General features: G+C 50.5%; 24 protein-coding genes and 2 rRNA genes. All 26 read left to right on the top strand.

Features of this window, described 5'->3' with window-relative positions:
• Nucleotides 1–145, top strand: a 23S ribosomal RNA gene (locus NUV48_07965); the annotation flags it as partial.
• 82 nt (nt 146–227) lie between these two features.
• Nucleotides 228–343 (top strand): 5S ribosomal RNA (rrf, locus tag NUV48_07960).
• 140 nt (nt 344–483) lie between these two features.
• Nucleotides 484–1,692 carry an ATP-binding protein gene (locus NUV48_07955; protein ID MCR4442075.1) on the top strand — a complete coding sequence of 403 codons (1,209 nt, stop codon included), beginning with the start codon at nt 484–486 and terminating at the stop codon, nt 1,690–1,692.
• A 160-nt stretch (nt 1,693–1,852) separates the two neighbouring features.
• Complete coding sequence (locus NUV48_07950) at nt 1,853–2,242, top strand: hypothetical protein (GenBank protein ID MCR4442074.1); 390 nt, start codon at nt 1,853–1,855, stop codon at nt 2,240–2,242.
• Between the two features lie 135 nt (nt 2,243–2,377).
• Nucleotides 2,378–3,097, top strand: coding sequence for a 3D domain-containing protein (locus NUV48_07945; protein MCR4442073.1), 720 nt, complete (start codon nt 2,378–2,380; stop codon nt 3,095–3,097).
• A gap of 36 nt (nt 3,098–3,133) precedes the next feature.
• Nucleotides 3,134–3,889 (top strand): YebC/PmpR family DNA-binding transcriptional regulator, encoded by a 756-nt coding sequence (locus NUV48_07940; GenBank protein ID MCR4442072.1) that lies wholly within the window; start codon nt 3,134–3,136, stop codon nt 3,887–3,889.
• 75 nt (nt 3,890–3,964) lie between these two features.
• Nucleotides 3,965–4,561, top strand: a complete 597-nt coding sequence (locus tag NUV48_07935; GenBank protein MCR4442071.1) for a hypothetical protein — start codon at nt 3,965–3,967, stop codon at nt 4,559–4,561.
• Nucleotides 4,562–4,678: 117 nt separating this feature from the next.
• Nucleotides 4,679–5,161: a crossover junction endodeoxyribonuclease RuvC gene (ruvC, locus tag NUV48_07930; protein ID MCR4442070.1), complete on the top strand. Its 483-nt coding sequence runs from the start codon at nt 4,679–4,681 to the stop codon at nt 5,159–5,161.
• A gap of 27 nt (nt 5,162–5,188) precedes the next feature.
• The gene (gene ruvA / locus NUV48_07925) at nt 5,189–5,794 is read left to right on the top strand and encodes a Holliday junction branch migration protein RuvA (GenBank protein MCR4442069.1); all 606 of its coding nucleotides are present in this window, start codon (nt 5,189–5,191) and stop codon (nt 5,792–5,794) included.
• A gap of 15 nt (nt 5,795–5,809) precedes the next feature.
• Nucleotides 5,810–6,835 (top strand): Holliday junction branch migration DNA helicase RuvB, encoded by a 1,026-nt coding sequence (gene ruvB, locus NUV48_07920; protein ID MCR4442068.1) that lies wholly within the window; start codon nt 5,810–5,812, stop codon nt 6,833–6,835.
• A gap of 13 nt (nt 6,836–6,848) precedes the next feature.
• Complete coding sequence (locus NUV48_07915) at nt 6,849–7,415, top strand: epoxyqueuosine reductase QueH (protein ID MCR4442067.1); 567 nt, start codon at nt 6,849–6,851, stop codon at nt 7,413–7,415.
• A 12-nt stretch (nt 7,416–7,427) separates the two neighbouring features.
• The gene (locus NUV48_07910; protein MCR4442066.1) at nt 7,428–7,652 is read left to right on the top strand and encodes a DUF2905 domain-containing protein; all 225 of its coding nucleotides are present in this window, start codon (nt 7,428–7,430) and stop codon (nt 7,650–7,652) included.
• Between the two features lie 49 nt (nt 7,653–7,701).
• Entirely contained in the window at nt 7,702–8,436 is a 735-nt protein-coding gene (sigI, locus tag NUV48_07905; protein MCR4442065.1) for an RNA polymerase sigma-I factor, read from the top strand.
• Nucleotides 8,433–9,458, top strand: a complete 1,026-nt coding sequence (locus NUV48_07900; GenBank protein ID MCR4442064.1) for a hypothetical protein — start codon at nt 8,433–8,435, stop codon at nt 9,456–9,458. Before sigI ends, NUV48_07900 begins: the two co-directional genes overlap by 4 nt.
• Nucleotides 9,459–9,563: 105 nt before the next feature.
• Nucleotides 9,564–11,045 carry a SpoIID/LytB domain-containing protein gene (locus NUV48_07895; protein MCR4442063.1) on the top strand — a complete coding sequence of 494 codons (1,482 nt, stop codon included), beginning with the start codon at nt 9,564–9,566 and terminating at the stop codon, nt 11,043–11,045.
• A gap of 31 nt (nt 11,046–11,076) precedes the next feature.
• Nucleotides 11,077–12,099, top strand: coding sequence for a tRNA preQ1(34) S-adenosylmethionine ribosyltransferase-isomerase QueA (gene queA, locus NUV48_07890; GenBank protein ID MCR4442062.1), 1,023 nt, complete (start codon nt 11,077–11,079; stop codon nt 12,097–12,099).
• A 24-nt stretch (nt 12,100–12,123) separates the two neighbouring features.
• On the top strand, nt 12,124–13,245 hold the full coding sequence (tgt, locus tag NUV48_07885; GenBank protein MCR4442061.1) for a tRNA guanosine(34) transglycosylase Tgt: 1,122 nt from the start codon (nt 12,124–12,126) through the stop codon (nt 13,243–13,245).
• A gap of 40 nt (nt 13,246–13,285) precedes the next feature.
• Nucleotides 13,286–13,645, top strand: coding sequence for a preprotein translocase subunit YajC (gene yajC, locus NUV48_07880; protein MCR4442060.1), 360 nt, complete (start codon nt 13,286–13,288; stop codon nt 13,643–13,645).
• 119 nt (nt 13,646–13,764) lie between these two features.
• Nucleotides 13,765–14,424 (top strand): HD domain-containing protein, encoded by a 660-nt coding sequence (locus NUV48_07875; protein MCR4442059.1) that lies wholly within the window; start codon nt 13,765–13,767, stop codon nt 14,422–14,424.
• A 122-nt stretch (nt 14,425–14,546) separates the two neighbouring features.
• Entirely contained in the window at nt 14,547–15,782 is a 1,236-nt protein-coding gene (secD, locus tag NUV48_07870; GenBank protein ID MCR4442058.1) for a protein translocase subunit SecD, read from the top strand.
• A gap of 15 nt (nt 15,783–15,797) precedes the next feature.
• Nucleotides 15,798–16,694: a protein translocase subunit SecF gene (secF, locus tag NUV48_07865; GenBank protein MCR4442057.1), complete on the top strand. Its 897-nt coding sequence runs from the start codon at nt 15,798–15,800 to the stop codon at nt 16,692–16,694.
• Nucleotides 16,695–16,836: 142 nt separating this feature from the next.
• On the top strand, nt 16,837–17,199 hold the full coding sequence (locus NUV48_07860) for a lipopolysaccharide assembly protein LapA domain-containing protein (GenBank protein MCR4442056.1): 363 nt from the start codon (nt 16,837–16,839) through the stop codon (nt 17,197–17,199).
• Between the two features lie 89 nt (nt 17,200–17,288).
• Nucleotides 17,289–20,909 (top strand): single-stranded-DNA-specific exonuclease RecJ, encoded by a 3,621-nt coding sequence (gene recJ, locus NUV48_07855; GenBank protein MCR4442055.1) that lies wholly within the window; start codon nt 17,289–17,291, stop codon nt 20,907–20,909.
• 20 nt (nt 20,910–20,929) lie between these two features.
• Complete coding sequence (locus NUV48_07850; GenBank protein ID MCR4442054.1) at nt 20,930–23,110, top strand: bifunctional (p)ppGpp synthetase/guanosine-3',5'-bis(diphosphate) 3'-pyrophosphohydrolase; 2,181 nt, start codon at nt 20,930–20,932, stop codon at nt 23,108–23,110.
• Nucleotides 23,111–23,130: 20 nt separating this feature from the next.
• Nucleotides 23,131–23,580, top strand: a complete 450-nt coding sequence (gene dtd / locus NUV48_07845; GenBank protein ID MCR4442053.1) for a D-aminoacyl-tRNA deacylase — start codon at nt 23,131–23,133, stop codon at nt 23,578–23,580.
• Nucleotides 23,581–23,592: 12 nt separating this feature from the next.
• Nucleotides 23,593–24,216: an MBL fold metallo-hydrolase gene (locus tag NUV48_07840; protein MCR4442052.1), complete on the top strand. Its 624-nt coding sequence runs from the start codon at nt 23,593–23,595 to the stop codon at nt 24,214–24,216.
• The last annotated feature ends 14 nt before the right edge of the window (nt 24,217–24,230 follow it).

Here is a 24,230-nt window from a genome sequence, read left to right as displayed (position 1 = left end):
TAAGCGCGAAGCCCACCTCAAGATGAGATTTCCCACAGGGCAAACCTGGTAAGGCCCCTGTAAGAAGAACAGGTAGATAGGCCGGAGGTGTAAGTCCAGTAATGGATTGAGCTGACCGGTACTAATAGGCCGAGGGCTTGACCTCGAACAAATAGGTGTCTTACGTATACATTCCCCTGTGCTGTTTTGAAAGAACAAGAGACAAGCGCATCACGATTTGAGATATTCCTGGTGGCCACAGCGAAGGTGAAACACCCGTTCCCATCCCGAACACGGCAGTTAAGCCCTTCAGCGCAGATGGTACTTGGCCCTGGTGGCCTGGGAGAGTATGTCGCCGCCAGGAATTCTGACTAAGTTCTTCTTGATTCGACAAGAAGGCCTTAGTTTTTTTGTTTATATTGATTAACGGTAATTAATGGGTTAGTATTAAAAACAAATATTAATGGAGTCCCTCCAGAAATTATGAAAAGAGGACAGGTTCCTGTGAGGTTTTTTAAAGGAGGATACTCTTTAAACCGGATAAGACAGTTTAGTTTTGTTGTCGAATACGTTTACCTGGCGTTTATTTGCATTCTCATTATTAAAAAAGAACAACCGGAAGGTTTTGATTTCGGCCTGTACAGCCCGCTGATTGTAAACATATCCATCGCTCTTATTTACAGCATTATCCTATACTACAGTGGAAGAGACACAAAACCTTCAAAGGCTGAGGTCATTTTCCGCTTGCTTTACCTGTACATGGCGGCAAAACTAATGGTGGAAACGCAAAACCCGTCAATACAAATCATCATTGCCCTGCCTACGGTGATCATGGCGCTGCGGTACTCCATGTTTTATACAGTATTGACCGCTTTTATGACCACATCTGTCATTCTGATAAACCAGGGAATGGGAAAAAGGTTTGAGTTTGATTACATGTTTATCTATTTGAGTTTTATCTGGGTGATAGGCTTGCTTGTTAACTCTTCCATGGAATTGGAAAGACAGATGCAGGTGGAAAAACAAAAACTGCAGGAAAGGGAAAAACTTGCCGCGATTGGCCAGATGGCTGCGGGGATTGCCCATGAGGTGCGTAACCCTTTGACCACAATAAAGGGCTTGGTGCAGCTGCTTTATAAATACCAGTTGATGAAAGACAAGATGGTAATGCAGAACTACCTGGAGTTAATCGATCAAGAGATCGAGCGGGTAGACAGCCTGTTAAAGGATTTTCTGCAGTTTGCCAAACCTGTGAAGCCCAAGCTGACAATGCACAATATTAACCGCACGATGGAGGACATCAGCATACTGCTGGAGGCCCATTGTATGAGCAACAACATCAGGATAGACTTGATACTGGCGCCGGATATGCCCAATATCCTGTGCGATTATGATCAGATCAAGCAGGTTGTTGTTAATATTGTTTTGAACAGTATTGATGCCATGCAGGGCAGCAAGGTCAAAATTCTAAAACTGATAACTGAATATGACCAGAACAATGTCTATATCAAGGTGGAAGATACCGGTTCCGGAATGACCGGCGAGCAGATGCAAAAGATATTCAACCCGTTTTACACTACAAAGGAAAACGGCACAGGACTTGGTTTAAGCGTTTGTTACTCGATTATAGAGAACCACCACGGAAAAATTAATGTTTCCTCGCAACTTGACAAGGGAACAGAATTTGAAATTGTTCTTCCGCGGTTCAACTGAGGAAAAATCGCCAGTCTCAAAATAGAACTTTCAGCGTTAAGACATATAATATATAATAGTAGGGAAACCTGTTTTCTTGTTTCTAATCATGACCGAGGATGGTTAAACAAGGAAATAGTGTCCAATACTATATTTAACCTGGTGAACGAGGAGTGAAACCATGAAAAAGTCCAGCTCCGTTTTGCTGCTTCTCCTTTTGTTACACCTCTTTTTGGCAGGCTGCAGCGGGCAGAAGGCAGACAACCCGGAAGCGCTTTCTAACTTACTTGATAATACTGTTCAAATGACGAACAAAGCTATTGAAATGAAAGATATAAAACTGGCCAGAACCATCTGGGAACAAATATCCGAATACGGGATAAAGGCCAAGGAGCTCGGAAGAAATGACCTTTCGGAAAGTTTAGGGCAACTGGCTTCCACCTATGTGTACCTGATTGATTATATCCATACCGGCCGGGAGGAACAGCTCACGCTGTTTAGAGAAAATTTTCAGCGCGCGGTTGATCATTTGAAAGAAATCATTAAAGAACCTGGGAAAACCAAGAGGTAAACTGGTTGACTTGTTAGGATTAGCCGGCAGGTCAATTTCTTTTAGCGGCATGAAAACACGCAAACGAGGCAAAGGCATGAAGAGGAGGAATTCAACCGCCTTTGTCGAAACTCCTTACATGGAGGTGACACAGCTTTGAAGCCTTACCAAAAGGGCACCTTATTAATAACGGCCTCCCTTTTTTTCGTGATTGCGGGGTATTTTCTTTTGGCTAAAAATGGAGAACCGCCAGTGATTAACGATAATCAAGCAATAATTGTACCCGGCAGCGCGAAAAGCGACATGACTGTGCAGGTTGATCCACCGACAAGAACCGTTCTGGTTGAAAAGAAAAGCGTTTCGGAACAAAAGAGAATTGATTTTCCTATTGAAAAAGTGCCGGATAACAGTTTATATAAAGGCGAACAGCGTATTCTCCAAAAAGGAATCCCCGGGCTGGAATTGCGTGTTTATGAGGTGATTTTGGAAGATGGTCAAGAGACGGCGCGCAAATTGATCGAGAGTGTGCAGGTCAGGAAACCCGTCAGACAGGTGGTGGCAGTCGGCACACTGACGACAGTTTCCAGGGGCGGTAACTCTATAGAATTTAAGGAAATGCTTGAGATGAAGGCGACGGGATATACGCATACGGGCAGCCGAACCTCTACGGATGTATGGCCGTCAAGGGGAATTGCAGCGGTTGATCCCCGTGTAATACCCCTGGGTACACGGTTGTATGTTGACGGCTACGGTTATGCTGCAGCCCTTGATACTGGCAGCGCCATCAGAGGAAACCGCATTGACCTGTTTTTTGAAACCAGGGACGAGGCTTTACGATGGGGGCGCCGGTCGGTGAAGGTTTTTATCTTGAAATAGAAGTTTTTTATAATTTTAAAGGGAGGTTTTTTGTATATGTCCGGCCATTCGAAGTGGGCGAACATAAAGCACAGGAAAGGTAAGCAGGACGAACAAAAAGGGAAGGCGTTCACAAAACTGGGGCGGGAGCTGATTGTCGCGGCGAAAATTGGAGGCCCTAACCCTGAAGCCAATTTCCGTTTAAAGATAGCTATTCAGAAGGCCAAGGCTGCCAACATGCCCAATGAAAACATCCAAAGAGCCATACAGCGGGGGGCAGGCGGACAGGAAAGCGGTGATTTGGAAGAGCTTGTTTATGAAGGCTACGGGCCGGGCGGAGCCGCCATTATGGTAAGTGTTCTTACGGATAACAGGAACAGGACAGCCGGAGAGATACGCCACATTTTTTCAAAAAACGGAGGAAACCTGGGTGAAACGGGCTGCGTCAGCTGGATGTTCGAAGAAAAGGGTGTACTTACAATCAATAAGGAAGGACTGAGCTTGTCTGAGGACGATTTGCTGCTCTTGGCGCTGGACAAAGGTGCGGAAGATATCAGGACCGGTGATGACGAGACAGTAGAAATCATCACTTCCCCGCAAGACTTCCAGTCCGTGAAGGAAGGGCTGGAAAAGGAAGGGATAGCCTCTGAGGACGCCGAGATCACAATGATTCCCAAAAACACGGTGGAAGTAAAGGACCCTGAGCAGGCAAGGCTTCTTTTACGCCTGATGGAGCGTCTTGATGAGCATGATGATGTCCAGAACAGTTATACCAATTTTGAAATACCGGACGAACTGATGGCCGGGATTTAGGTAATGTGTATACTTTTTCGAGCATTTGGTCATGCTATGGGTAATAGTTATGGATAATACTGGGAAGGTAAGTTTATGTCCTGGAAACAATACAAACACCTTTATTTCTGGCTTTTCTTGGCTGCTGGCCTCAGCTTTTTCGCGTTCTATCGTTATATGACCGCCCTGCCGCAGGAGGATAAAGGCAGAGGGCAGGTCGCGGCGCTTCCTGTAAGGTCCAATGTTATTGGGCCCGGGACGGCGGTATACATAAAGGATGAGTATTCCCTCTGCCGGAAATTTGAGCTTTCCTGCGGGGATGAATCGCTGCTCGAGGGAGCGGCGAGGGCCGAACTTAATAATCTGTCGGAGGACGAACTGAAAATCAAGTACCCGCAAGAAGCGGGATGGGAAGTGAGCTGGCAGGGAAGTAAAGTCGTACTCCGGCAAATTAAACCCGGACTGTGTCCCCTGCACAGGAAACGATGGCATCTTGCTCCTGACGGGACAGGCGAAAAGATAGCGGTGTACCTGGGACCGTCAAGGGTTGGTACGGAAGGCGGGATCGTCCAGGAAACCGGGATCAGGATTGTTGATCTGCCGGCTGAATTGCAGGAAAAAATTAAAAACAGCGCCTTTGAGTTTATTGACTGGGATGAACTGGTTGCCACGCTTGACAGCCTGGATGAATAAAAAGAGGCCTTGCCCAGGAAGCAGGAAGCCTCTTTTTTATTTGCTCCGACAGCAGGATAATCCCCTGTAAACGGAGAATAAATGGATGGGCGCCGCGATAGAGATGGAGAGGAAAAGATGATTATTCTCGGAGTGGACCCGGGCACAGCCGCCACCGGCTATGGGGTTCTGGAGCAAAAAGGGAGCAGTTTTATGCCCATTGAATACGGGGTTATTAGGAGCGCAAAGGAGAAGGACGCAGCGCAGAGACTCTATGAGATTTTTTTGGGAATCAACCGTGTTATCGACAATTTTAAACCGCAGCACTTGGCTATTGAAGAATTATTCTTCAATAAGAATTTGAAGACTGCGCTGGTGGTGGGGCAGGCCAGGGGTGTTATCATTTTGGCTTCGCATTTGAAAGGTTTACCTGTTTTCGAATACACGCCGCTGCAGGTGAAGCAGGCGGTGGTCGGCTACGGAAGGGCGGAAAAGCAGCAGGTGCAGTTCATGGTCAGAGCGATTCTTAACCTCCCGGAAATACCCAAGCCTGACGATGCGGCTGATGCCCTGGCCGTGGCCATCTGTCACGGGCACTCTTTTCATTCGGTTTTGCGTTGACTGTAAGTTGGTGTCGAAAGGGTGAGAATGTTGCTGGAATTTATACAAGGCCGGCTGGTTGCCAAAGGAACAAACTATGTGGTTGTCCAGACTGGCGGGCTGGGCTGCCGCATTTTTGTTCCGGCCTTTACCTGGGAATCTCTTCCTCCGCTGCGGGAGGAGATCGCTCTTTATACGTACCTTCATATTCGAGAAGATGATTTAAGTCTTTTCGGGTTTTTCAGTTCTGAAGAAAAAGAATTCTTTGTCATGCTGATGTCCGTTTCCGGTATTGGACCCAAACTGGCCCTGGCGATCCTTTCCAGATTAAGGGTGCCGGAACTGAAGAGGGCAATTCTGGTTGGCGACGCTGCGGTTTTTTCCGCTATACCGGGAGTGGGGAAAAAAACAGCCGAAAGAATAATTCTTGAACTGAAGGATAAGGTCGGGAAACAGGAAATGCTGGAGTACGCCGGGCCGGGGACAGCCCAGTCCTTTGCCGAGGCGAGAGAGGAAGCTGTGGCTGCTCTCTTGGCCTTGGGCTACACCCTGCCTGAAGCCCAGAAAGCCGTACCGTTTCCCGATCCCTCGTCGGGTAAGCAATCCGTTGAGGAGCTGCTGCGTATAGCCTTTAAATCACTGGCAAAATATTAAGTTCTGGAGGAAACCATGAATGAAGAAAGAATAATCACACCGGCCGTGACGGAAGAGGAAGCAGATGAGCAAAAGCTGAGGCCCCACCGCTTGCGGGACTACATCGGGCAGGACAAGGTTAAAGAAAACCTGGCCGTGTTCATAGAAGCAGCAAAACAGAGGAAAGAGGCGCTCGACCATGTTTTGCTCTATGGTCCGCCGGGTTTGGGAAAGACAACCCTGGCCTATATCATCGCCACGGAAATGGAAGCCCAGATCCGGGCAACTTCAGGGCCCGCCATTGAACGCCCCGGCGACCTGGCTGCCATTTTGACCAATCTTCAGCCGCGTGATATCCTGTTTATCGATGAGATCCACCGCCTTAACCGCGCGGTGGAAGAGGTCCTTTACCCGGCGATGGAGGACTTTGCCCTGGATATAGTGATCGGCAAAGGACCCAGCGCGCGCTCGATCCGCCTTGAACTGCCCCCGTTTACCCTGGTGGGAGCCACCACGAGGATCGGAAACCTCACCGCCCCTTTAAGAGACAGGTTCGGTGTCGTCAGCCGCCTGGACTTTTATCGGGAGGAAGACCTGGTTACAATTATAGAAAGGGCGGCCCGCATTTTGAAGATAGGGATTGATCCCTTGGGAGCTTTGGAAATCGGCAAGCGTTCCCGGGGAACTCCCCGCATCGGCAACCGTCTTTTAAAAAGGGTCCGGGATTTTGCCCAGGTCCAGGGAGAGAAGGTCATCACCAGCCAGCTGGCCGACCAAGCGCTGGATTTGCTGGAAGTGGATCATCTCGGCCTTGATGCCATTGATCGCCAGATGCTGCTCACCATAATCCAGAAATTCGGAGGAGGTCCGGTGGGATTAGAAACGCTGGCTGCTTCCATCAGCGAGGAAACGGTAACGATTGAGGATGTCTACGAGCCGTTTTTGCTGCAGATCGGTTTCCTGCAGCGTACCCCGCGGGGAAGGGTAGCCACCCCTCTTGCCTACCGGCACCTGAATATCAGTTATGATAAAAACGAGGATCCCAATTTAACGCTGTGGTAGGAGGCGGACTGCTTTGAAAATATTACTGCATGCCTGCTGCGGGCCGTGCAGCATTTTCCCGGTCAAAGAGTTAACAGAGCAGGGGCATGACCTTACGGGGTATTTTTATAACCCCAATATTCACCCGTACACCGAGTTTAGAAAACGGCTGGAAACCTTTGAACAGTACGTGGAGAAGACGGGTCTTCCCGTAATAATCGACAGCGAGTACGAGCTGGACGAGTTCCTGCGCGGCGTGTCGTTCCGGGAAGGAGACCGCTGCCGTATTTGCTACGGGATGCGCTTGCGAAGAGCCGCCCGGGTTGCCAAAAAAGGAGGTTTTGACGCTTTTTCTTCAACCCTTCTGGTCAGCCCCATGCAGAAACACGACCTGATAAAGGACATCGGGGAGGCGGCCGGTGAGGAGATGGGCATTCCATTTTATTATCACGATTTCCGGCCCGGTTACCGTGAAGGGGTCAGGATTTCCAGGGAAGAACAGATGTACCGCCAGCAGTACTGCGGGTGTATTTACAGCGAAAGGGACAGGCACCTGCCTTTGAAAAAAGCAGGCAAAAATCAGGAGCTGAAAAAGCAATAGGGGGATGAAAGAATGAACGATTTTTCCGGAATGGCCAGGGTATTGATTAGCCTGGGTGCCTTTATTGTTCTGATGGGGCTGTTTCTCCTGGCGATAAGCAAAATAAGCGGGATCGGCCGTCTTCCGGGAGACATTATTTTCCGCAAAGGAAATTTCACTTTTTATTTTCCACTGGTCACCTCGATCATTCTCAGCCTGGTGCTGACCCTGTTATTGAACCTGGTTTTTCGCCGCTGACCCGCATAAAACGGTAACTGGCCGCGAAATTATTAAGTGAGAGGTGATCATGTTGGACGATCAGTTGCGCCAGGCTATAGACATGGTCCAGCAGGGTCAGGCACAGCAAAGGGAGGACCTTATCCGGCGGTACCTTCCCTTTGTTCTAAAGGTCGCCTCGCAAGTATGCAGGCGGTTTGTGCACGTGGGAGTGGATGATGAAGCGAGCGTGGCCTTGATGGCTTTCAACGAAGCGCTTGATAAATATGACCGCAGTCAAGGAGGCTCTTTCTTTGCCTTTGCCGAATCTGTAATAAAAAGGCGGATGATTGATTATTTTCGTAAAAGACAAAGAGAGCAAAGGGAAATACCCTGGTCGTCCTTTTTTGAGGAAGAAGGGGATAGGCCGGGGTGCATTCAACAGCTTGATAAGCTTACCTGGGAAAAGACCCGAAACGATATTTTTGAACAGGAAATGAGCGAGCTGCGGCGCAGCGAAATTATGGAGTATAAAAAAAGGCTTGAGTCTTTTGGAATAACGCTGCAGGACCTGGTAAAGGCTTCGCCAAAGCACCAGGACGCCCGGGTAGCTGCTTTTCAGGTTGCCCGGAAAATTTACGAAAATGATGGGCTGCGCCGGCATCTTCAGCGGACAAAATCGCTGCCGCTGAAAGAACTTGAGCCAACGGTCGGGGTTAGCCGCAAGACAATGGAGAGGCAGCGCAAGTATATCATCGCGTTAACCGTCATCCTGATGGACGAGTATTACTTTTTGCAGGAATACCTGCGGGGACTAAAGGGGTGAAGGCAGTGACGGAGAAAAGAAAAGGACTGGTAATGGAAACGTCCCCCCAAGGGTATATCACGGTTATGACGCCGCAGGGGGAATTCCAGCGGGTCCCCTGGTCAAGATCTTCATTTCCCCAGGTAGGAAGCGAGGTAGAGTACTGCCTGCCTGCAGCCGGGAAGCGTGTTTATGCCTGGAAGTTCTTCGCAGCACTTGCGGCCAGTTTTGTCCTGTTCGTTTTATTAATACCTGCCATGCCCGGCTTGCTTCTGACAGGCCCGCAGCAGGTTGTGGCCTATATCGGTGTTGACATCAATCCCAGCCTGGAACTTGGTCTGAACAGCAGAGGGAGGGTCCTGGAGGCCCTGGGATTGAATGAAGAAGGCGCTAGTTTGCTGCAGAAAGTGAATATAATCGGGGTTCCTGTACAGCAGGCCGTGGAAACAGTTGCCAGAGAGGCTGTGAAAGAGAAATACCTTGCTCCAGGCAAAGAGAACATCGTTTTGATCACTGCCAGCAGCGAGAAAGGGCTGCCGGATGGAGCCGGGAACCTTGAACAAAGGGTCATCGAAGTTCTGGAAGAAAAAAATATTCCCGCCCAGGTCGAAACTATCGAAATATCTGCCGAAATACGCGCCGCAGCCAGGTCCAAAGGGGTCTCCCCCGGCAAGTACGTAATAATGATGGAAGCCCTGGAGGAAGGGATGGAAATATCGATCGAAGATATAAGGGAGAACGGCATAGCCAGGGCTGTCAGGGAGGCGGGAGGTGTTCCCGGCCAGCTGGTTTCCAAGGTCCGGCAGGACAGGGATAAGCTGAGGGAAATGCAAGAAAAATTCGAAGAAAAACAAAAGAAATTGCAGGAAGAGGCGAAAGAAAGGCGCACTGAAACAGTAAAACAGCCGGAAGAACAGCACAGGGGAACAGAAAAGAAAGTTGAAGGAAAAAAAGCAGAAAACGGGAACGGTAAGCAAAGCGAAGATAATAACAGCAGTAAACAAAACGATTCCGGTGGCGGCAGTAACGGGGGTAAAAAGTAACCTGTAAATAAATGGGCAGGGCGAAAATTGCAAGCCGGGAAGGAAAAAAGTTGCAGACTGTCGAAAAAAGAAAGGGATTTATCACAGTATTGAGCGGGGGTTGAAATGCGGATCATAACAAAAGATAAAGCAGTTTCTGCCTTTTTCCTCTTTCTCCTGGCCTGCTTGCTGTTTTGCGCTTTGCCTTCTGCAATTTATGGAGCCCAGTTTGCCTGTCCTCAGAATTCGCTGCGTGTTCTCCTCGCTTCCGGCATTTCTTCTGCGGATTTTTCCGTCAGCGAAGGCAGTTATGAACTTGTGGATTATGTAACGCAAAGAGTGATCAGTTCAAACGCAAATACCGGCACCTGGATTGTCGCTCCCAAAGGCAACGGCAATATTCAGGTTTCCCATAACGGGTCCCCAGTGCAGGGCGCGCTCAGCTCACTGGTCATCTTACGGCAAAAGGACGCGGGACAGCTTAACGTTTTTCGCTATAAGAACAAGCGGTACAGGGGAGACCTGTTAGTAGAAAACCTCGGCGGCAAAATATATTTAATAAATGTAATCGATATGGAACAGTACCTTTACAGCGTGGTGGGAGCTGAAATGGGCCTAGGGGCCCCGGAAGAGGCTTATAAAGCCCAAGCCGTCGCTTCGCGGACTTATGCCTTTTACAAGAAGGAGAACCCTTATCTCAATTACGATGTCGAGACAACCCAGATGTCGCAGGTGTACGGCGGCTATGACTCGGAGCTGCAGGGCGGCGAACCGGTAAAAAGGGCGGTTGACGCTACCCGGGGGCTTGTCATTTATTATGACGGCAAGCTCATCCAGGCTTTTTTTCATGCCAACGCCGGCGGTTATACGGAAAGCGCCGTCAATGTCTGGTCTTATAACCTTCCCTATATTCGTCCAGTTCCAACACCCGAAGATTCTTATGCCACCCAGGTCACGCAGTACGGGGATTGGCCGGGGGTTAGCTACCAGTGGGAAAAGACTTTTTCGAGACAGGAACTGCTGGATGTGTTAAAGAAATGGAATGCGGAGAATCCCGGCGAAAAGGTCAGCGTGGGCCAGGTCGTTGAGCTGGCTGTGAGCCGGCAGGCTGTCGATCCCGTCACGCGGGAATACCTTCCCGTTCAAACCCAGTCGGGCCGGGTTACCCGGCTTGATATTATAGGAACAAATGGGATAAAGAGCTTTTTTAAGGATAACATCCGCTCTGTTCTAGGTTTAAGAAGCACGCTTTTCAACATCACCTTTGATTCTACCATCCAGGTTTGGAACGCTTTTGCCACCCTGGACGTCTTTAACCGGGCCAGCGACCTGGTATCGATCAACGCCGACGGTTTTACCGGGAAACTCAATGGGAACAATGATAATTACTATGTAGTTTCAGCAGAAGGGATGAAAACCATTCCCAAGGTGTTTAACACCGTGACCATCACCGGCAGGGGCTACGGGCACGGCCTGGGCATGAGCCAGTGGGGGGCGTGGGGAATGGCCGCGCGGGGAGTGGGCTACCGGAGGATCATCGAGCATTTTTACAACCAGGGGCTGAATGACGGGCGGCTGGAGGTCAAACCATATAACCAGGCCCGGTAAGAGCAGAGGGCCTAGTTGGGGAAGAACGGTTATGAAACTGGCTGATTTTGATTACTATTTGCCAGCGTGCCTGATCGCGCAGGAGCCGCTGCCTCACCGCGAACAGTCAAGGCTGCTCGTGCTGAAACGCGCGTCCGGGGAAATCGAACACCGCAGGTTCACGGACATCCTGGAATACATTAAAGAAGGCGATGTGCTGGCTGCCAACAACACACGGGTTATTCCCGCCCGACTCTTTGGCGTGAAGGAGGAGACAGGAGCGCGGGTCGAGGTCCTCCTGTTGAAACGTTTGGATCAAAAGCGATGGGAAGCCCTGGTGCGTCCCGGGAAGCGAGTTAAATTGGGCGCTGTCATATACTTTGGCGCGGGGGAAGTCAGCGCCAGGGTAGTGGAAATGAAAGGCCCGGGAGAGCGGGTGCTTGATTTTTCGTTTGAAGGTGTGTTTGAAGAATGGCTGGACCGCCTGGGACAAGTGCCGCTCCCCCCGTATATTCATGAAAAGCTGGCCAACCCCGAACGGTACCAAACGGTTTATGCCAGGCATCCCGGTTCCGCCGCTGCTCCCACGGCAGGTCTTCATTTTACGCCGGGTTTAATCGAGAAGCTGAAAGAAAAAGGCGCGGAGTGGGTGGAAATACTTCTTCACGTGGGAACAGGGACTTTCAGGCCGGTTAAAGCGGAGGATATAACCCGGCACAGGATGCACCGGGAGGATTACGAGATAAGCCGGGAAGCTGCCGGTTCGGTGAACAGGGCTCTGCGCGAAGGAAGGCGAGTTATTGCAGTGGGGACCACCTCGACCAGGGCCCTGGAAAGCGCGTTTTCGCATGGAGAGATAAGGCCTGGCTTCAATTCCACGGATATTTTTATTTATCCCGGCTATGAATTCAAGGTGATAAGCGGGCTGATCACCAATTTTCACCTGCCCAGGTCAACTCTGCTGATGCTGGTTTGCGCCCTGGCCGGGAGAGAGAATATCTTCAGGGCATACGACCAGGCGGTGAGAGAACAGTACCGCTTTTTTAGTTTTGGCGATGCCATGTTAATAATCTAAAAAGCAGCGGAAGGAGAAAAACGGGTGCCAGCCGTGAAGTTCCAGCTTACCAAGAAATGCAGCCAGTCTACAGCCAGGCTGGGAAAACTCAACACGCCGCACGGGATTGTGGATACTCCCGTTTTTATGCCCGTCGGAACCCAGGCCACGGTCAAGGCAATGTCGCCGCGGGAGCTTGAAGAGATTGGGGCGAGGGTAGTTTTGTGTAATGCTTATCATCTTTATCTCCGGCCGGGGCATGAATTGATCAGGGAAGCGGGCGGCCTGCACTCTTTTATGGCTTGGCCCGGGGTAATCTTGACCGACAGCGGGGGCTTCCAGGTTTTCAGCCTCGGCGATTTGCGCAAGATTACGGAGGAGGGCGTGGAATTCCGTTCACATGTTGACGGTTCCCGGCACCTGTTCACCCCGGAGAAGGTGATGGAAATAGAAATGGCGCTTGGCCCCGATATTGCCATGGTCTTTGATGAATGCGCCGGTTATCCTGCCGACCGCGAATACGCAAAGCAGGCCATGGAAAGAACAACGCGCTGGGCCGAGAGGTGTTTGAAAGCCCATCACCGGGATGACCAGGCCCTTTTTGCCATTGTTCAGGGAAGCGTCTTCGCGGAACTGAGAAGAGCGAGCGCCAGGGACCTGGTTTCCCTTGGATTCCCCGGTTACGCCATTGGAGGGCTGAGCGTGGGGGAACCAAAGGAATTGATGTATGAAATGCTGGATGAAACGGTTCCCTTGCTCCCAGAGGATAAACCCCGTTACCTCATGGGAGCTGGTTCACCTGATTATATGCTTGAAGGGGTCTGGCGGGGAATAGACATGTTTGACTGTGTGCTTCCCACCAGAATAGCCCGCAACGGGACGGTCTTCACTCGGAAAGGCAAACTGGTCATCAGGAACGCGCGCTATAAATACGATTTCTCGCCCCTGGACCCCGATTGCGGGTGCTACACTTGCCGGACTTTTACCCGCGCTTACATCAGGCATCTTTTTAACGTCAACGAAATTCTGGGGCTAAGGCTTACCACCCTGCACAATCTCTATTTTCTCCTGCGGTTGATGGAAAAAATCAGAGAGGCCATATCCCGCGATTCTTTAAAGGATTTTAGGGAGGAATTTTATAGTAATTACGCTGCAAATGAGGTATAATATCAACTGAGCTTGTCTAAAAAATAAGGAGGGAAGTTAAATGCCGCAGGGAGCGAGCAGTAGTTTTATCTGGTTACTACTCTTCTTTGCTCTGATGTACTTTTTGATGATCAGGCCGCAGCAAAAACAGAAAAAGCAACGCCAGGAGCTGCTTAACAACCTGGAAAAAGGGGATAAGATTGTTACCATCGGCGGGATACACGGGACCATAACATCCCTTACTGACGAGACCATGGTATTGGAAATAGCCCCTAATTTGAGAATTACCATGCAGCGTTCGGCTGTCGGTTTTGTCAAGGTCGATGACGACGACGACAAAAAGTCGAAGAAAGGCAAAGAAAACAAGAAAGCTAAAGAGATTGAGGAGAAAACCGGCGAACAGGCAGAGAAAAACGAATAAAGTAAATAGTGCAAAAACGCAGCTCGCTGCGTTTTTTTATTAGGGATAAAAAAAGCGGTTTAAGAACAACATATCATCGTAATAACACGCTAAGTTGGGTGCGCTGCAGGTGATGTTGCTTGATTACTCTTGAAGAGGTTAAAAACGATCCGGAAGTAAACTGTTATGTGGAAATGGCCAACTGCCACCTTGGAGCTATGGGGTATACTGACCACAGTTTCCGGCACCTGGAAATTGTTTCACAAAACGCCAGGGAGATTCTGAAAAAGTTGGAATATCCTCCTTCCCTGGCTGAACTCGCGGCGATAGCCGGGTATCTTCATGACATAGGCAACGTGATCAGCCGTTCCAATCACAGCCAGAGCGGTGCGCTGATCGCATTTTCCATCCTTAAAAGGCTGGGAATGCCCTGCGAGGATATTGCCCTGGTAATGGGGGCCATCGGAAACCATGATGAAGAGGAAGGGCAAATAGTTAATTTGATCACTGCTGCCCTGGTCCTGGCCGACAAGACGGATGTACACCGTTCCCGCGTTCGCAATACGGATTTCGCCCGGTTTGATATACATGACAGGGTAAATTACGCGGTAGTAAATTCCGACCTGGTGATCAACGGCAGCGAGCGGTTGATTACCCTGTACCTCGTTATAGAAACAGCCATTGTGCCCGTTATTGAATACTTTGAAATTTTTTTGCAGAGGATGCTCATGTGCCGCCGTGCGGCTTCCTTTCTCAGCGCCCGCTTTTCCATTATCATAAATAACGCCAGGCTGTTGTAAGGCATTTCGTTCTTTCTATCCTGGCATTTAATAGATTTGACAAGCACTGCCGGTGATAATATAATAAATCAGGTATTGTGGAATTTTCTTAAAAGCATCAATATTTAAGGGGTGACATGAAGATGAAGTGGGGTAAGGTCGTGGCGTTGCTGCTGATTACCGCAATAATAGTCGGCGCGGCGATTCTGGCAGTTAATCCTCTCAAAAAGAGCCTAAAACTGGGACTGGATCTTAAAGGCGGCGTCCAGGTCAGGCTGCAGGCCAAAGGGACCGTCACCGATAAAGAGATTAGCCAGATTATTGCAATTATGCGCAACAGGGTTGACAAATTGGGTGTGACTGAGCCCGTAATTCAAAAGGAAGGCGAAAACCGTATTCTGATTGAACTTCCAGGTGTAAAAGACCCTGAGACAGCAATAAATCTAATTGGTAAGACAGCCCAGCTTGAGTTTAAAACAGTTGACGGGACGACAGTGCTGACCGGCAAGGATTTGGCGGACGCCCAGGAAGGCAAAGACCCGCAAACCGGTGAATTCTACGTGGGGCTCAAGTTCAATCCGGAGGGAACGCAGAAATTTGCCGAGGTGACCACCCAGCTCGTCAACCAGTACCCCGAAGTCAACGGAAAGCGTGATGAAAGGCGGATCATAGCCATTTTACTTGATGAAGATATCCTGCAGGCTCCCTATGTGATTGAACCCATCACCAAGGGTGAAGGAGCGCGGATCACAGGTTACAAGGACCTGCAGGAGGCGCATAATATTGCGGTCCTTTTACGTTCTGGCGCCCTACCCGTTCCGGTGGAAATCATCGAGAAGAGAACTGTTGGGCCCACCCTGGGAGCCGACTCCATCGTCAAAAGCAAGACGGCTGGTATCTGGGGACTTGTCGCCATCATGGTTTTTATGCTGCTCTACTACCGGGTTCCCGGCATTATAGCCAACATCTCCCTGGTGCTTTATGCCTTGATCGTCCTTGGAATCCTGGCGGGGATCAACGCCACCCTTACCTTGCCCGGTATTGCCGGCTTCCTCCTTTCGGTAGGGATGTGCGTTGATGCCAATATCATAATCTATGAGCGTTTGAAAGAAGAACTGCGAAACGGCAAAAGCCTGCGGGCAGCTATTGATGCCGGGTTTTCCAGGGCTTTCTGGACGATTTTTGATGCCAACGTGACGACCTTGATTGCTGCCGCTGTGCTTTTTTACCTGGGAACGGGAACCATTAAAGGCTTCGCCGTAACACTAAGCATCGGTATCCTGAGCAGCATGTTCACCGCCATAACCTTTACCAGGTATATGCTGAAAACCCTGGCTGATTCGAGGGTGGCTACTAACCCCAAACTATACGGGGCTTAGGGGAGGAAAACTGGCATGGATTTTATCGGAATAAAAGGAAGCGGCATAGATTTCATTGGCAGAAGGAGAATATGGTATATAATTTCCGCAGCGCTGATCGTCATTGGGTTGATTTCGCTTTTTACACAGGGGCTCAACTTTGGAATCGATTTTAAGGGCGGTTCGCTCATTCAGGTGAAATTCAACGAGGCCGGTATCAAAACGGGCGAAGTTCGCCAGGTCCTCGGCGAGTTCGGCCTGGAAAACAGCAGTATACAGGAGGCCTCGGACGGCAGCATCGTGATCAAGACGGTCGAAATTGAGCAGGACAAGCTGGGGCAGGTGCTCAAGGCTTTTGAAGAAAAACTGGGTAAATATGACCTTCTCCGGAGCGAAAAGGTTGGGCCCGTTATCGGCGCCGAGTTGAGACGGGCCGGTATTCTGGCCCTGGTGATAGCCTCCATTTTGCAGATAATCTATATCACCATCCGCTTTGAGTTCAAGTTTGCCGTGGCCGCGATTTTGGCCCTGCTTCATGACGCCTTTATGGCCATCGGGTTTTTCTCCCTGTTCCAGTTTGAGGTGGACAGCTCGTTTATTGCTGCTGTTCTTACCATCATCGGATATTCGATTAACGATACCATCGTTATTTTTGACCGGATCCGCGAGAATCTGAAAAACAGGCGTAAAGAAAGCCTCCAGGCAGTGATCAACAACAGCATTAACCAGACCCTGGCCCGTTCCATCAATACTGTGCTGGCCGTTGTTTTCGTCCTGGTAGCGCTATTGGTCCTGGGCGGCGAGACAACCAAGAATTTTTCGCTGGCCTTGCTGGTGGGGGTGGTAAGTGGAGCCTATTCATCCATTTGCGTGGCCAGCCCGCTCTGGTACCAGTTCAAACCGGAGGAACACGGGAAGGCAAAAACCGCCTGAGTTATAAACTGCTGGCTGCCGGTGTTGGCCGGCGGCTTTTTTATGGGTTTGCAGGGAAATGCAGGATTATGATAGAGCGAAAGCGAATTAAACAAATAATTAAGTGGTAAATAATTGAACGAAGAAGGGAGAGATGGTGAGAATGCAGTTTTATTTGATCAGCGCGCTGGTGTTTTCGTTGCTGGTGGCTATTTTTGCCGTTCAGAATACGGAAGTGGTAGTTATAAAATTCATAACCTGGTCGTTTTCTGTTTCCCTGGTCCTGGTATTGCTGGGCGCGGCGGCGGCAGGCGCCCTGGTCCTTTATTTTCTGGGGTTGTTTAAACGTGTGGACGCCTGGATGAAAATACGGCAGTTGAGCCATGACAAGGCGGAGTTTGAGAAGAAAGCCAAAAAGCTTGAAGAAGAACTGGAGAGACTTAAAGGAAAAGAAGAGAAAAAGGAGGCGGCGGTGGAATCAACAACCGGAGCCGCTGTTGAGGCGAAATCAGAGAACGAAGGATAATCAAGCGGCGAATAAATAATGACGAATGAATAAATAAAGAGACGCCCGTCTCTTTTTTCATAGCGACATATTTGGAACAGGAGATAAGCATGCAAGAAAAATGCATCTGGCGCGTAGGCAAAACCGAAAACGAGAAAGCAGCGCACTTGGCCAGCCAACTGGGCATTTCCCCGACTGCGGCCGGGATCCTAATTAACAGGGGCTTTGACTCTCCAGCGAAAGCGAGGGCTTATCTATACGCCTCTTTTAACGATTTGAGGGACCCGCTGGAGATACCGGGTATGAAGCAAGCCGCGGAAAGGGTTTTTGAAGCTGTAAGGAAGAGCGAACACATAAGCATTTACGGGGACTATGACGTAGACGGCATTACTTCTACTGCGCTTCTTGTACAGCTTTTGCGAAGGCTGGGGGGTAAAGTCGATTATTATATCCCTGCCCGCCTGGACGAGGGGTACGGGTTAAACAAACAGGCCTTAGAGGAAATAAGGGACAGGGGAGCGGGGATGGTCCTAACCGTCGACTGCGGCATCTCTGCGGTCGAAGAAACGGAATACGCTGCGCAGCTGGGATTGGATGTGGTTATTACAGACCATCACCAGCCCCCGCCGATTTTGCCCAAGGCTCAGGCACTGGTCAATCCAAAACTGGCCGGGGAAGAATATCCCTGGTTTAACCTGGCCGGCGTGGGGGTCGCGTTTAAACTTGGACAGGCTGTATCCTGTATGTTCGGGAATGAAAAAATGTGTGAAGAGTACCTGGACCTGGTGGCCTTGGGCACGATTGCCGATATTGTTCCCCTGTGCGGCGAGAACAGGATACTTGTCAAGGAAGGGCTTCCCCTGCTCCGGCAGGGGAAACGCCCGGGGCTGGCAGCCCTCATGGAAGTGTGCGGCACGGCCGGGAGAGATATTACGGCGGAACAGGCCGGCTTTATCCTGGCGCCGCGTCTTAATGCCTGCGGGCGTTTGGGCAGGGCGGACCTGGGAGTGGAGCTGCTCCTGGCGGAGGATGAGGAGCGGTGCAGGGAAGCGGCGGCATTTCTGGATAAGGAGAACAGGGCTAGGCAAAACCTGGAGATGAGAATCCTGAAACAGGCCGAGGCTATGGTGCAGAACCAGGTGGACCTTTCCGAAGAAAAAGTTATCGTCCTTGCATCCGAAGGCTGGCATCCAGGAGTAATCGGGATTGTGGCCTCGCGCCTGGCTGAAAAGTATTACCGGCCGGTGATAATGATCAGCCTGGAGAAGGGCCTGGGGAAAGGTTCGGGCAGGAGCATTCCGGGATTTAACCTTTACGAGGCTCTCGAATACGGCAAGGAGATGCTGCTTACTTTCGGCGGGCATGAAATGGCGGCGGGTTTATCAGTGCGGCAGGAGCAGGTACCCTCCTTGAAAGAGACCCTGGAGAGATTTGCCGGGGAGGTTCTGCAGGAAAAAGACATGGTCCCGGTGATCAACGCGGACTGCGAAGTATCTTGTCAAGATTTGACTCCTGGTTTGGTTGAGGAGATTGCAATGATGGCTCCTTTCGGTTATCATAATGCTAGTCCGCTTTTAGTGTTGAGAGCCCGGCAGCTCGTGAACTGCCGGAAGGTGGGCGCCGGAGGAGCGCATCTCAAACTGCGGTTGCTCGGCGAAAACGGCTGGCTGGACGGCATTGCTTTTCAAAAAGGAAGTTTAAAAGAGCTGGTAGACTCCTGGGACAGGTGCGACGTGGCTTTTTATCCGGATATTAATACTTATAACGGGCGAACTGAATTGCAGCTGGTCATAAAACACCTGAAATCCAGCCGGGATAGGGACGACCCTTTTCAGCCCGCATCTTTTTTGGATCGTCTTTACCAGGAAGGCCAAGTTTGGCTGGAGGACGATTTTTACCGGGATGTCGTTAATCGCGAAGAATTTTTCACGAAACTTGCCGGGGTGACTTTTGAAAACCGGCAGGATGTTATCAAGGACATCCAGGATGGCGATAGCGTGGAAATAAGGCGTGAAGCCGGCAACGCCTGTGACCGCCATGCTGTTGCCGTTTTCTGGCAGGGCGTGCGCATCGGCTATTTGAACTCCCGCCTGGCGCGCAACCTGGCTCCCGCCCTGGACAGGGGTGTTCTTTATGAGGCTTTCGTTGTCCGGGTTACAGGTTGTGAAAGGAAAAGCCTGGGTGTTAATATCTGCATAAAAAAAACCGGGCTGGAGACAGACCCGGCCAGTCTTGAAGAAAAAAGACGGCAAATCGCCCGTCTCCAGCCCGGGGAAATAGAGGAGAGGATCAGGCAGGCGGTTTTAGGGAAAAACGGCTACCGCGAAAAACAAAGGGAAGCCATCGAGGCCTTAAAAGCGGGGCACAATTCACTGGTTGTTTTTGCGACCGGGAGGGGTAAATCCGCCGTTTTCCAGAGTGTGTCCGCCTATTTCGCCCTGGTGAGAAGACAGGTTACAGTTATTGTTTATCCCTTACGCTCCCTGCTCAACGATCAGCTGCAGCATCTTTGGCCAAAGATGGCCGGCCTGGGGGTAATGGTGGAAGCAATAAGCGGCGCCGCCAGCATCGAAGAAAAAAGGCAATTTTTTCATCGAATGATCCAGGGAAATATCGATATTGTGCTGACCACTCCCGAATTTCTTGCTTATCACCGGGAGAAATTCAAAAGCGTTTCCGGCATTCTGGGGCTTCTTGTGGTTGACGAAGCCCACCACTTGGCCTGCGGCAAGCGTCGGGGATACAGGCTGCTGCCGGGAACCTGGCGCGAGCTCGGCTCACCGCAGGCGCTGGCGGTTACCGCAACAGCCGGAGATGAAACCGGCCAAGCAATTGTCGATGCCTTATCCTGCGAGCGGGTCATCGTTGAAGAGCATACCAGGGTTAATCTTCGCCTGGTTGACAGGCGGGAGGAAAAAGACAAACTGGCTTATCTTATCAACCTTGTTTCCGGCGGGGAGAGGATTGTAATTTATGTAAACAGCAGAAAACAGGCCTACCAGTTAGCAGGCGATCTCCGCCTTTTTTACCCGCCGGCCCGGGAGGAAATAGCATTCTACCACGGCGGTTTGAACCGCGAATACCGAAAAACCCTGGAGGACATGTTCCGCCAGGGGGCGCTGCGGGTAATGGTCACAACGAGTGCCTTCGGCGAAGGGATAGACATACCCGACATCAAGCACGTTGTCCTTTATCACCTCTGCTTTTCCCGGGCAGAGTTTAACCAGCTGGCAGGCCGCGCAGGTCGTGACGGCGCGGAGGCCTATATCCATATTCTTTTTGGAGAGAAAGACAAAGCCCTGAACGAGTTGATTCTGGAAAATGCCGCTCCCTCAAGGGAGGTACTGAGAAAGGTGTATCTTTACTTGAGGGAAATGGCCCAGAAGGCCAATCCGCTGCAGGTTACAAATGCCGAAATAAAGGAAGCCATGCAGGCGGCAGGTTTAAAGAATTTCCGTGAGCAAACGGCATCGGCCTGTCTTGCCATCCTGGAGGAACTCGGCTTGGTTTTACGGGAAATGGAAGGAAACAGGCGCCAAATTCATTTCGCGCCCCCGCCACCCGGAAAGCTTGATCTTAGCGATTCGGTACGCTACCTGGAGGGACTCGGCGAATGGGAGGAGTTCCAGGAGTTTTCCGCTTTCGCTCTGCAGGAAAACAGCGAGGAAATACTGGCGGCAGTCAATAAGCCCATTATTCCCGGGAAAGGGTTAAGGTTGCACAGCAGATGATAAATATGGTGGTGTAATAGTTGTCTTTCGAAGAACTGGTGGAAAGGTTAAAAAAGTATATCCCGGAGAGCGAATTGAATATGGTGAAAAATGCTCACGAGTTTGCCCTGAAAGCCCATGCAGGGCAGGTGAGGAATTCGGGGGAACCCTATATTACCCACCCTCTTGCGGTGGCCTATTTGCTGGCCCGCCTGGAACTTGACCTCCCCACCATTACCGCTGCTCTTCTCCATGATGTGGTCGAGGACACAAAGGTTCCTTTAAGCGAAATCGAAAAAAACTTTGGAGCAGAGACGGCCTACCTTGTGGACGGGGTTACCAAGTTAAGCCGGATAGAATTCCGCACCAAGGAGGAACAGCAGGTCGAAAACTTGCGCAAGATGTTCCTGGCTATGGCCAAGGATATTCGCGTCATCCTCATCAAGCTGGCCGACCGGCTTCACAATATGCGGACACTGGAACACCACCCGGCATGGAAACAAAAAGAGATTGCCGAGGAGACGCTAGAAATATTTGCTCCGCTTGCCCACCGCTTAGGCATATTCGCTTTCAAATGGGAGCTGGAAGACTTGTCTTTCCGCTACCTCATGCCGCATAAATACTATGACCTTTCAAACAGGATCACGATGAAAAGGCAGGAACGCGAGGTCTATATCCAGGAAGTCATCGCCAAACTGAAGGAAAAACTGGCGGAAGTAGGCATTAAGGCCGACATCCAGGGCAGACCCAAGCATTTTTATTCGATATATAAAAAGATGGAAGAAAAAGGCCGCGATTTAAATGAGCTTTACGACCTGATAGCTGTGAGAGTGATAGTAGAAAGCGTCAAGGACTGCTACGGCACCCTGGGAATAATCCATACCCTTTGGAAACCGATCCCCGGCAGGTTTAAGGATTACATCGCCATGCCCAAGCCTAATATGTACCAGTCTCTTCACACGACGGTCATGGGATACAAGGGGGAACCCTTTGAAATACAGATACGCACCCTGGAAATGCACAGGACGGCGGAGTTCGGAATTGCCGCCCACTGGAAATACAAAGAAGGCGCGAAAGGCGGCAGCAAGGATTTTGAAAAAAGGCTGGCCTGGCTCAGGCAAATACTGGAGTGGCAGACCGAGGTCCGGGACACGAAAGAATTCATGGAAACCTTAAAGATAGATGTTTTTTCCGATGTGGTGTTCGTCTTTACGCCCAAGGGCGACGTGATTGAACTGCCGGCAGGGTCCATACCGATTGATTTTGCCTACAGGATTCATTCGGATGTTGGTCATCGCTGCATAGGCGCAAAAGTGAACGGCAGGATCGTGCCGCTTGATTATGTTTTGAAAAACGGCGACATTGTGGAAATACTGACTTCCAAGCAGGCCGGCGGTCCCAGCAGGGACTGGCTGAAGATGGTCAATACTTCGCAGGCTAAAAACAGGATCAGGCAGTGGTTTAAAAAGGAACAAAAAGACGAGAATATCCAGCGCGGCCGGGAACTGCTGGAAAAAGAGTTTAAGAAACAGGGCCTTGACCCGGTTGAGCTTTTTAAAGCGGAGAGGTTTATAGAAATAGTGAAGCGCTTCAGCATGCACCAGCCCGAAGATTTGCTGGCGGCCATTGGAGAAGGCGCGATCAGCCCCCTGCAGGTTATTACCCGGTTAAAAGACGACCTGCTTAAACTTAAAAAACCGCAGGAAGATACTCTTTTTCCCGAATTTATCACGGAAGCAAAAAGAGCGCCTGATTACGGCAGAGCGCAGCAGGGAGTACGCGTGCGCGGCGCGGACGATGTGATGATCCGCTTTGCCCGCTGCTGCAACCCTCTCCCCGGGGACTCAATAGTCGGATATATTACGCGGGGACGGGGAGTCTCCGTTCACCGCTGCGATTGCCCGAATATCACCTATCATATGCAGGAAGAACAGGGCCGCATTGTAGACGTGGCCTGGGACGAGAACAGCGAAAGCACGTACCAGGTGGAAATCGAGGTCCTGGCTGCGGATCGTTCCCGGCTGACCACGGATATCATGAACACAATCGCCGATATGAAGGTGCCGATCAATGCCGTGCGGGCGCGCGCAACTCGCAACAGCCAGGCTACGGTCAACCTGAAGATTGAGATCCGCAGCCTCAGCCAGCTCAACCAGATAAAAGAAAAAGTTAAAAGAGTAAAAGACGTGGTCGACGTATTCCGGGTTACCCCGCACAAGTAAACAAAAGGGAGGCGTGTCTTATGCGGGCTGTCGTGCAAAGAGTTCGAAAAGGTTCAGTCCTGATAGAAGATAAAACGATCAGCGAAATCGGCCGGGGATTGGTGGTCTTGCTTGGCGTGGGCCGCGGCGACCGGGAAGACGATGCCGTGTACCTGGCCGAGAAAATAGTGAACCTGCGAATCTTTGAGGACGAGACCGGTAAAATGAACCTTTCGGTAGCAGATACAGGCGGCGAAATTCTAGCGGTATCCCAGTTTACGCTTTACGGCGACTGTCGGCAGGGCAGGAGGCCGGGGTTTACCGGAGCTGCTCCGCCGGAAACCGCGAACACCCTGTACAGGCTGTTTGTTAATGAACTTGAGAAAAGGGGCGTGAAAGTCGGTACGGGCGTTTTTCAGGAAAGCATGCTGGTAAGAATAGAAAATGACGGTCCTGTTACTATGCTTCTTGACAGCAGGAAATTATTCTAGGGAGGGATTGCCGTGAAAATTATTGTTATGCCGGTCGGGCCAATCGAAGCGAACTGTTATCTTGTTTATGACGAGGGGAGCAAGGAAGGTCTGGCTATTGACCCGGGCGCAGAGGGCCCGAAGATAATGAGAGAAATCGAAAAAAACGGAATTAAAGTAAAATACATTGTCAACACTCACGGGCACAGCGACCACATCGGGGCTAACCAGTACATAAAGGATGCGACGGGGGCAGTGCTTTTAATACACGAGGAGGATGCTCCCATGTTAACTGACGCCGCTAAAAATTTGTCGGTTTTTACCGGCAAAGGGATCAATAAGCCGGCGCCGGACAGGCTGCTCAAGGACGGGGAGATACTGGAGGTTGGCGGCATGAGTTTTACAGTCCTCCATACACCCGGGCACACAAGGGGTGGCATATGCCTTTTCGGCGGGGAGGCATGTTTTACCGGCGATACGCTGTTCCAGTACTCGATCGGCCGGACCGATTTTCCAGGAGGTTCTTTTGAGCAGTTGATAAAATCAATCAAAACGAAAATACTGCCTCTGGGGGACGATGTAGCCGTACTTCCCGGGCATGGGCCGAGTTCAACCGTAGGGCGGGAAAGAACGGGGAATCCTTTTTTAATAAAATGACCAGGAAAAAGATT

The organism is Peptococcaceae bacterium (assembly GCA_024655825.1).
Classification (GTDB): domain Bacteria; phylum Bacillota; class Peptococcia; order DRI-13; family PHAD01; genus JANLFJ01.
Note: the sequence above shows the minus strand (reverse complement) of the source record. Positions and strands in the feature narration are given on the sequence as shown.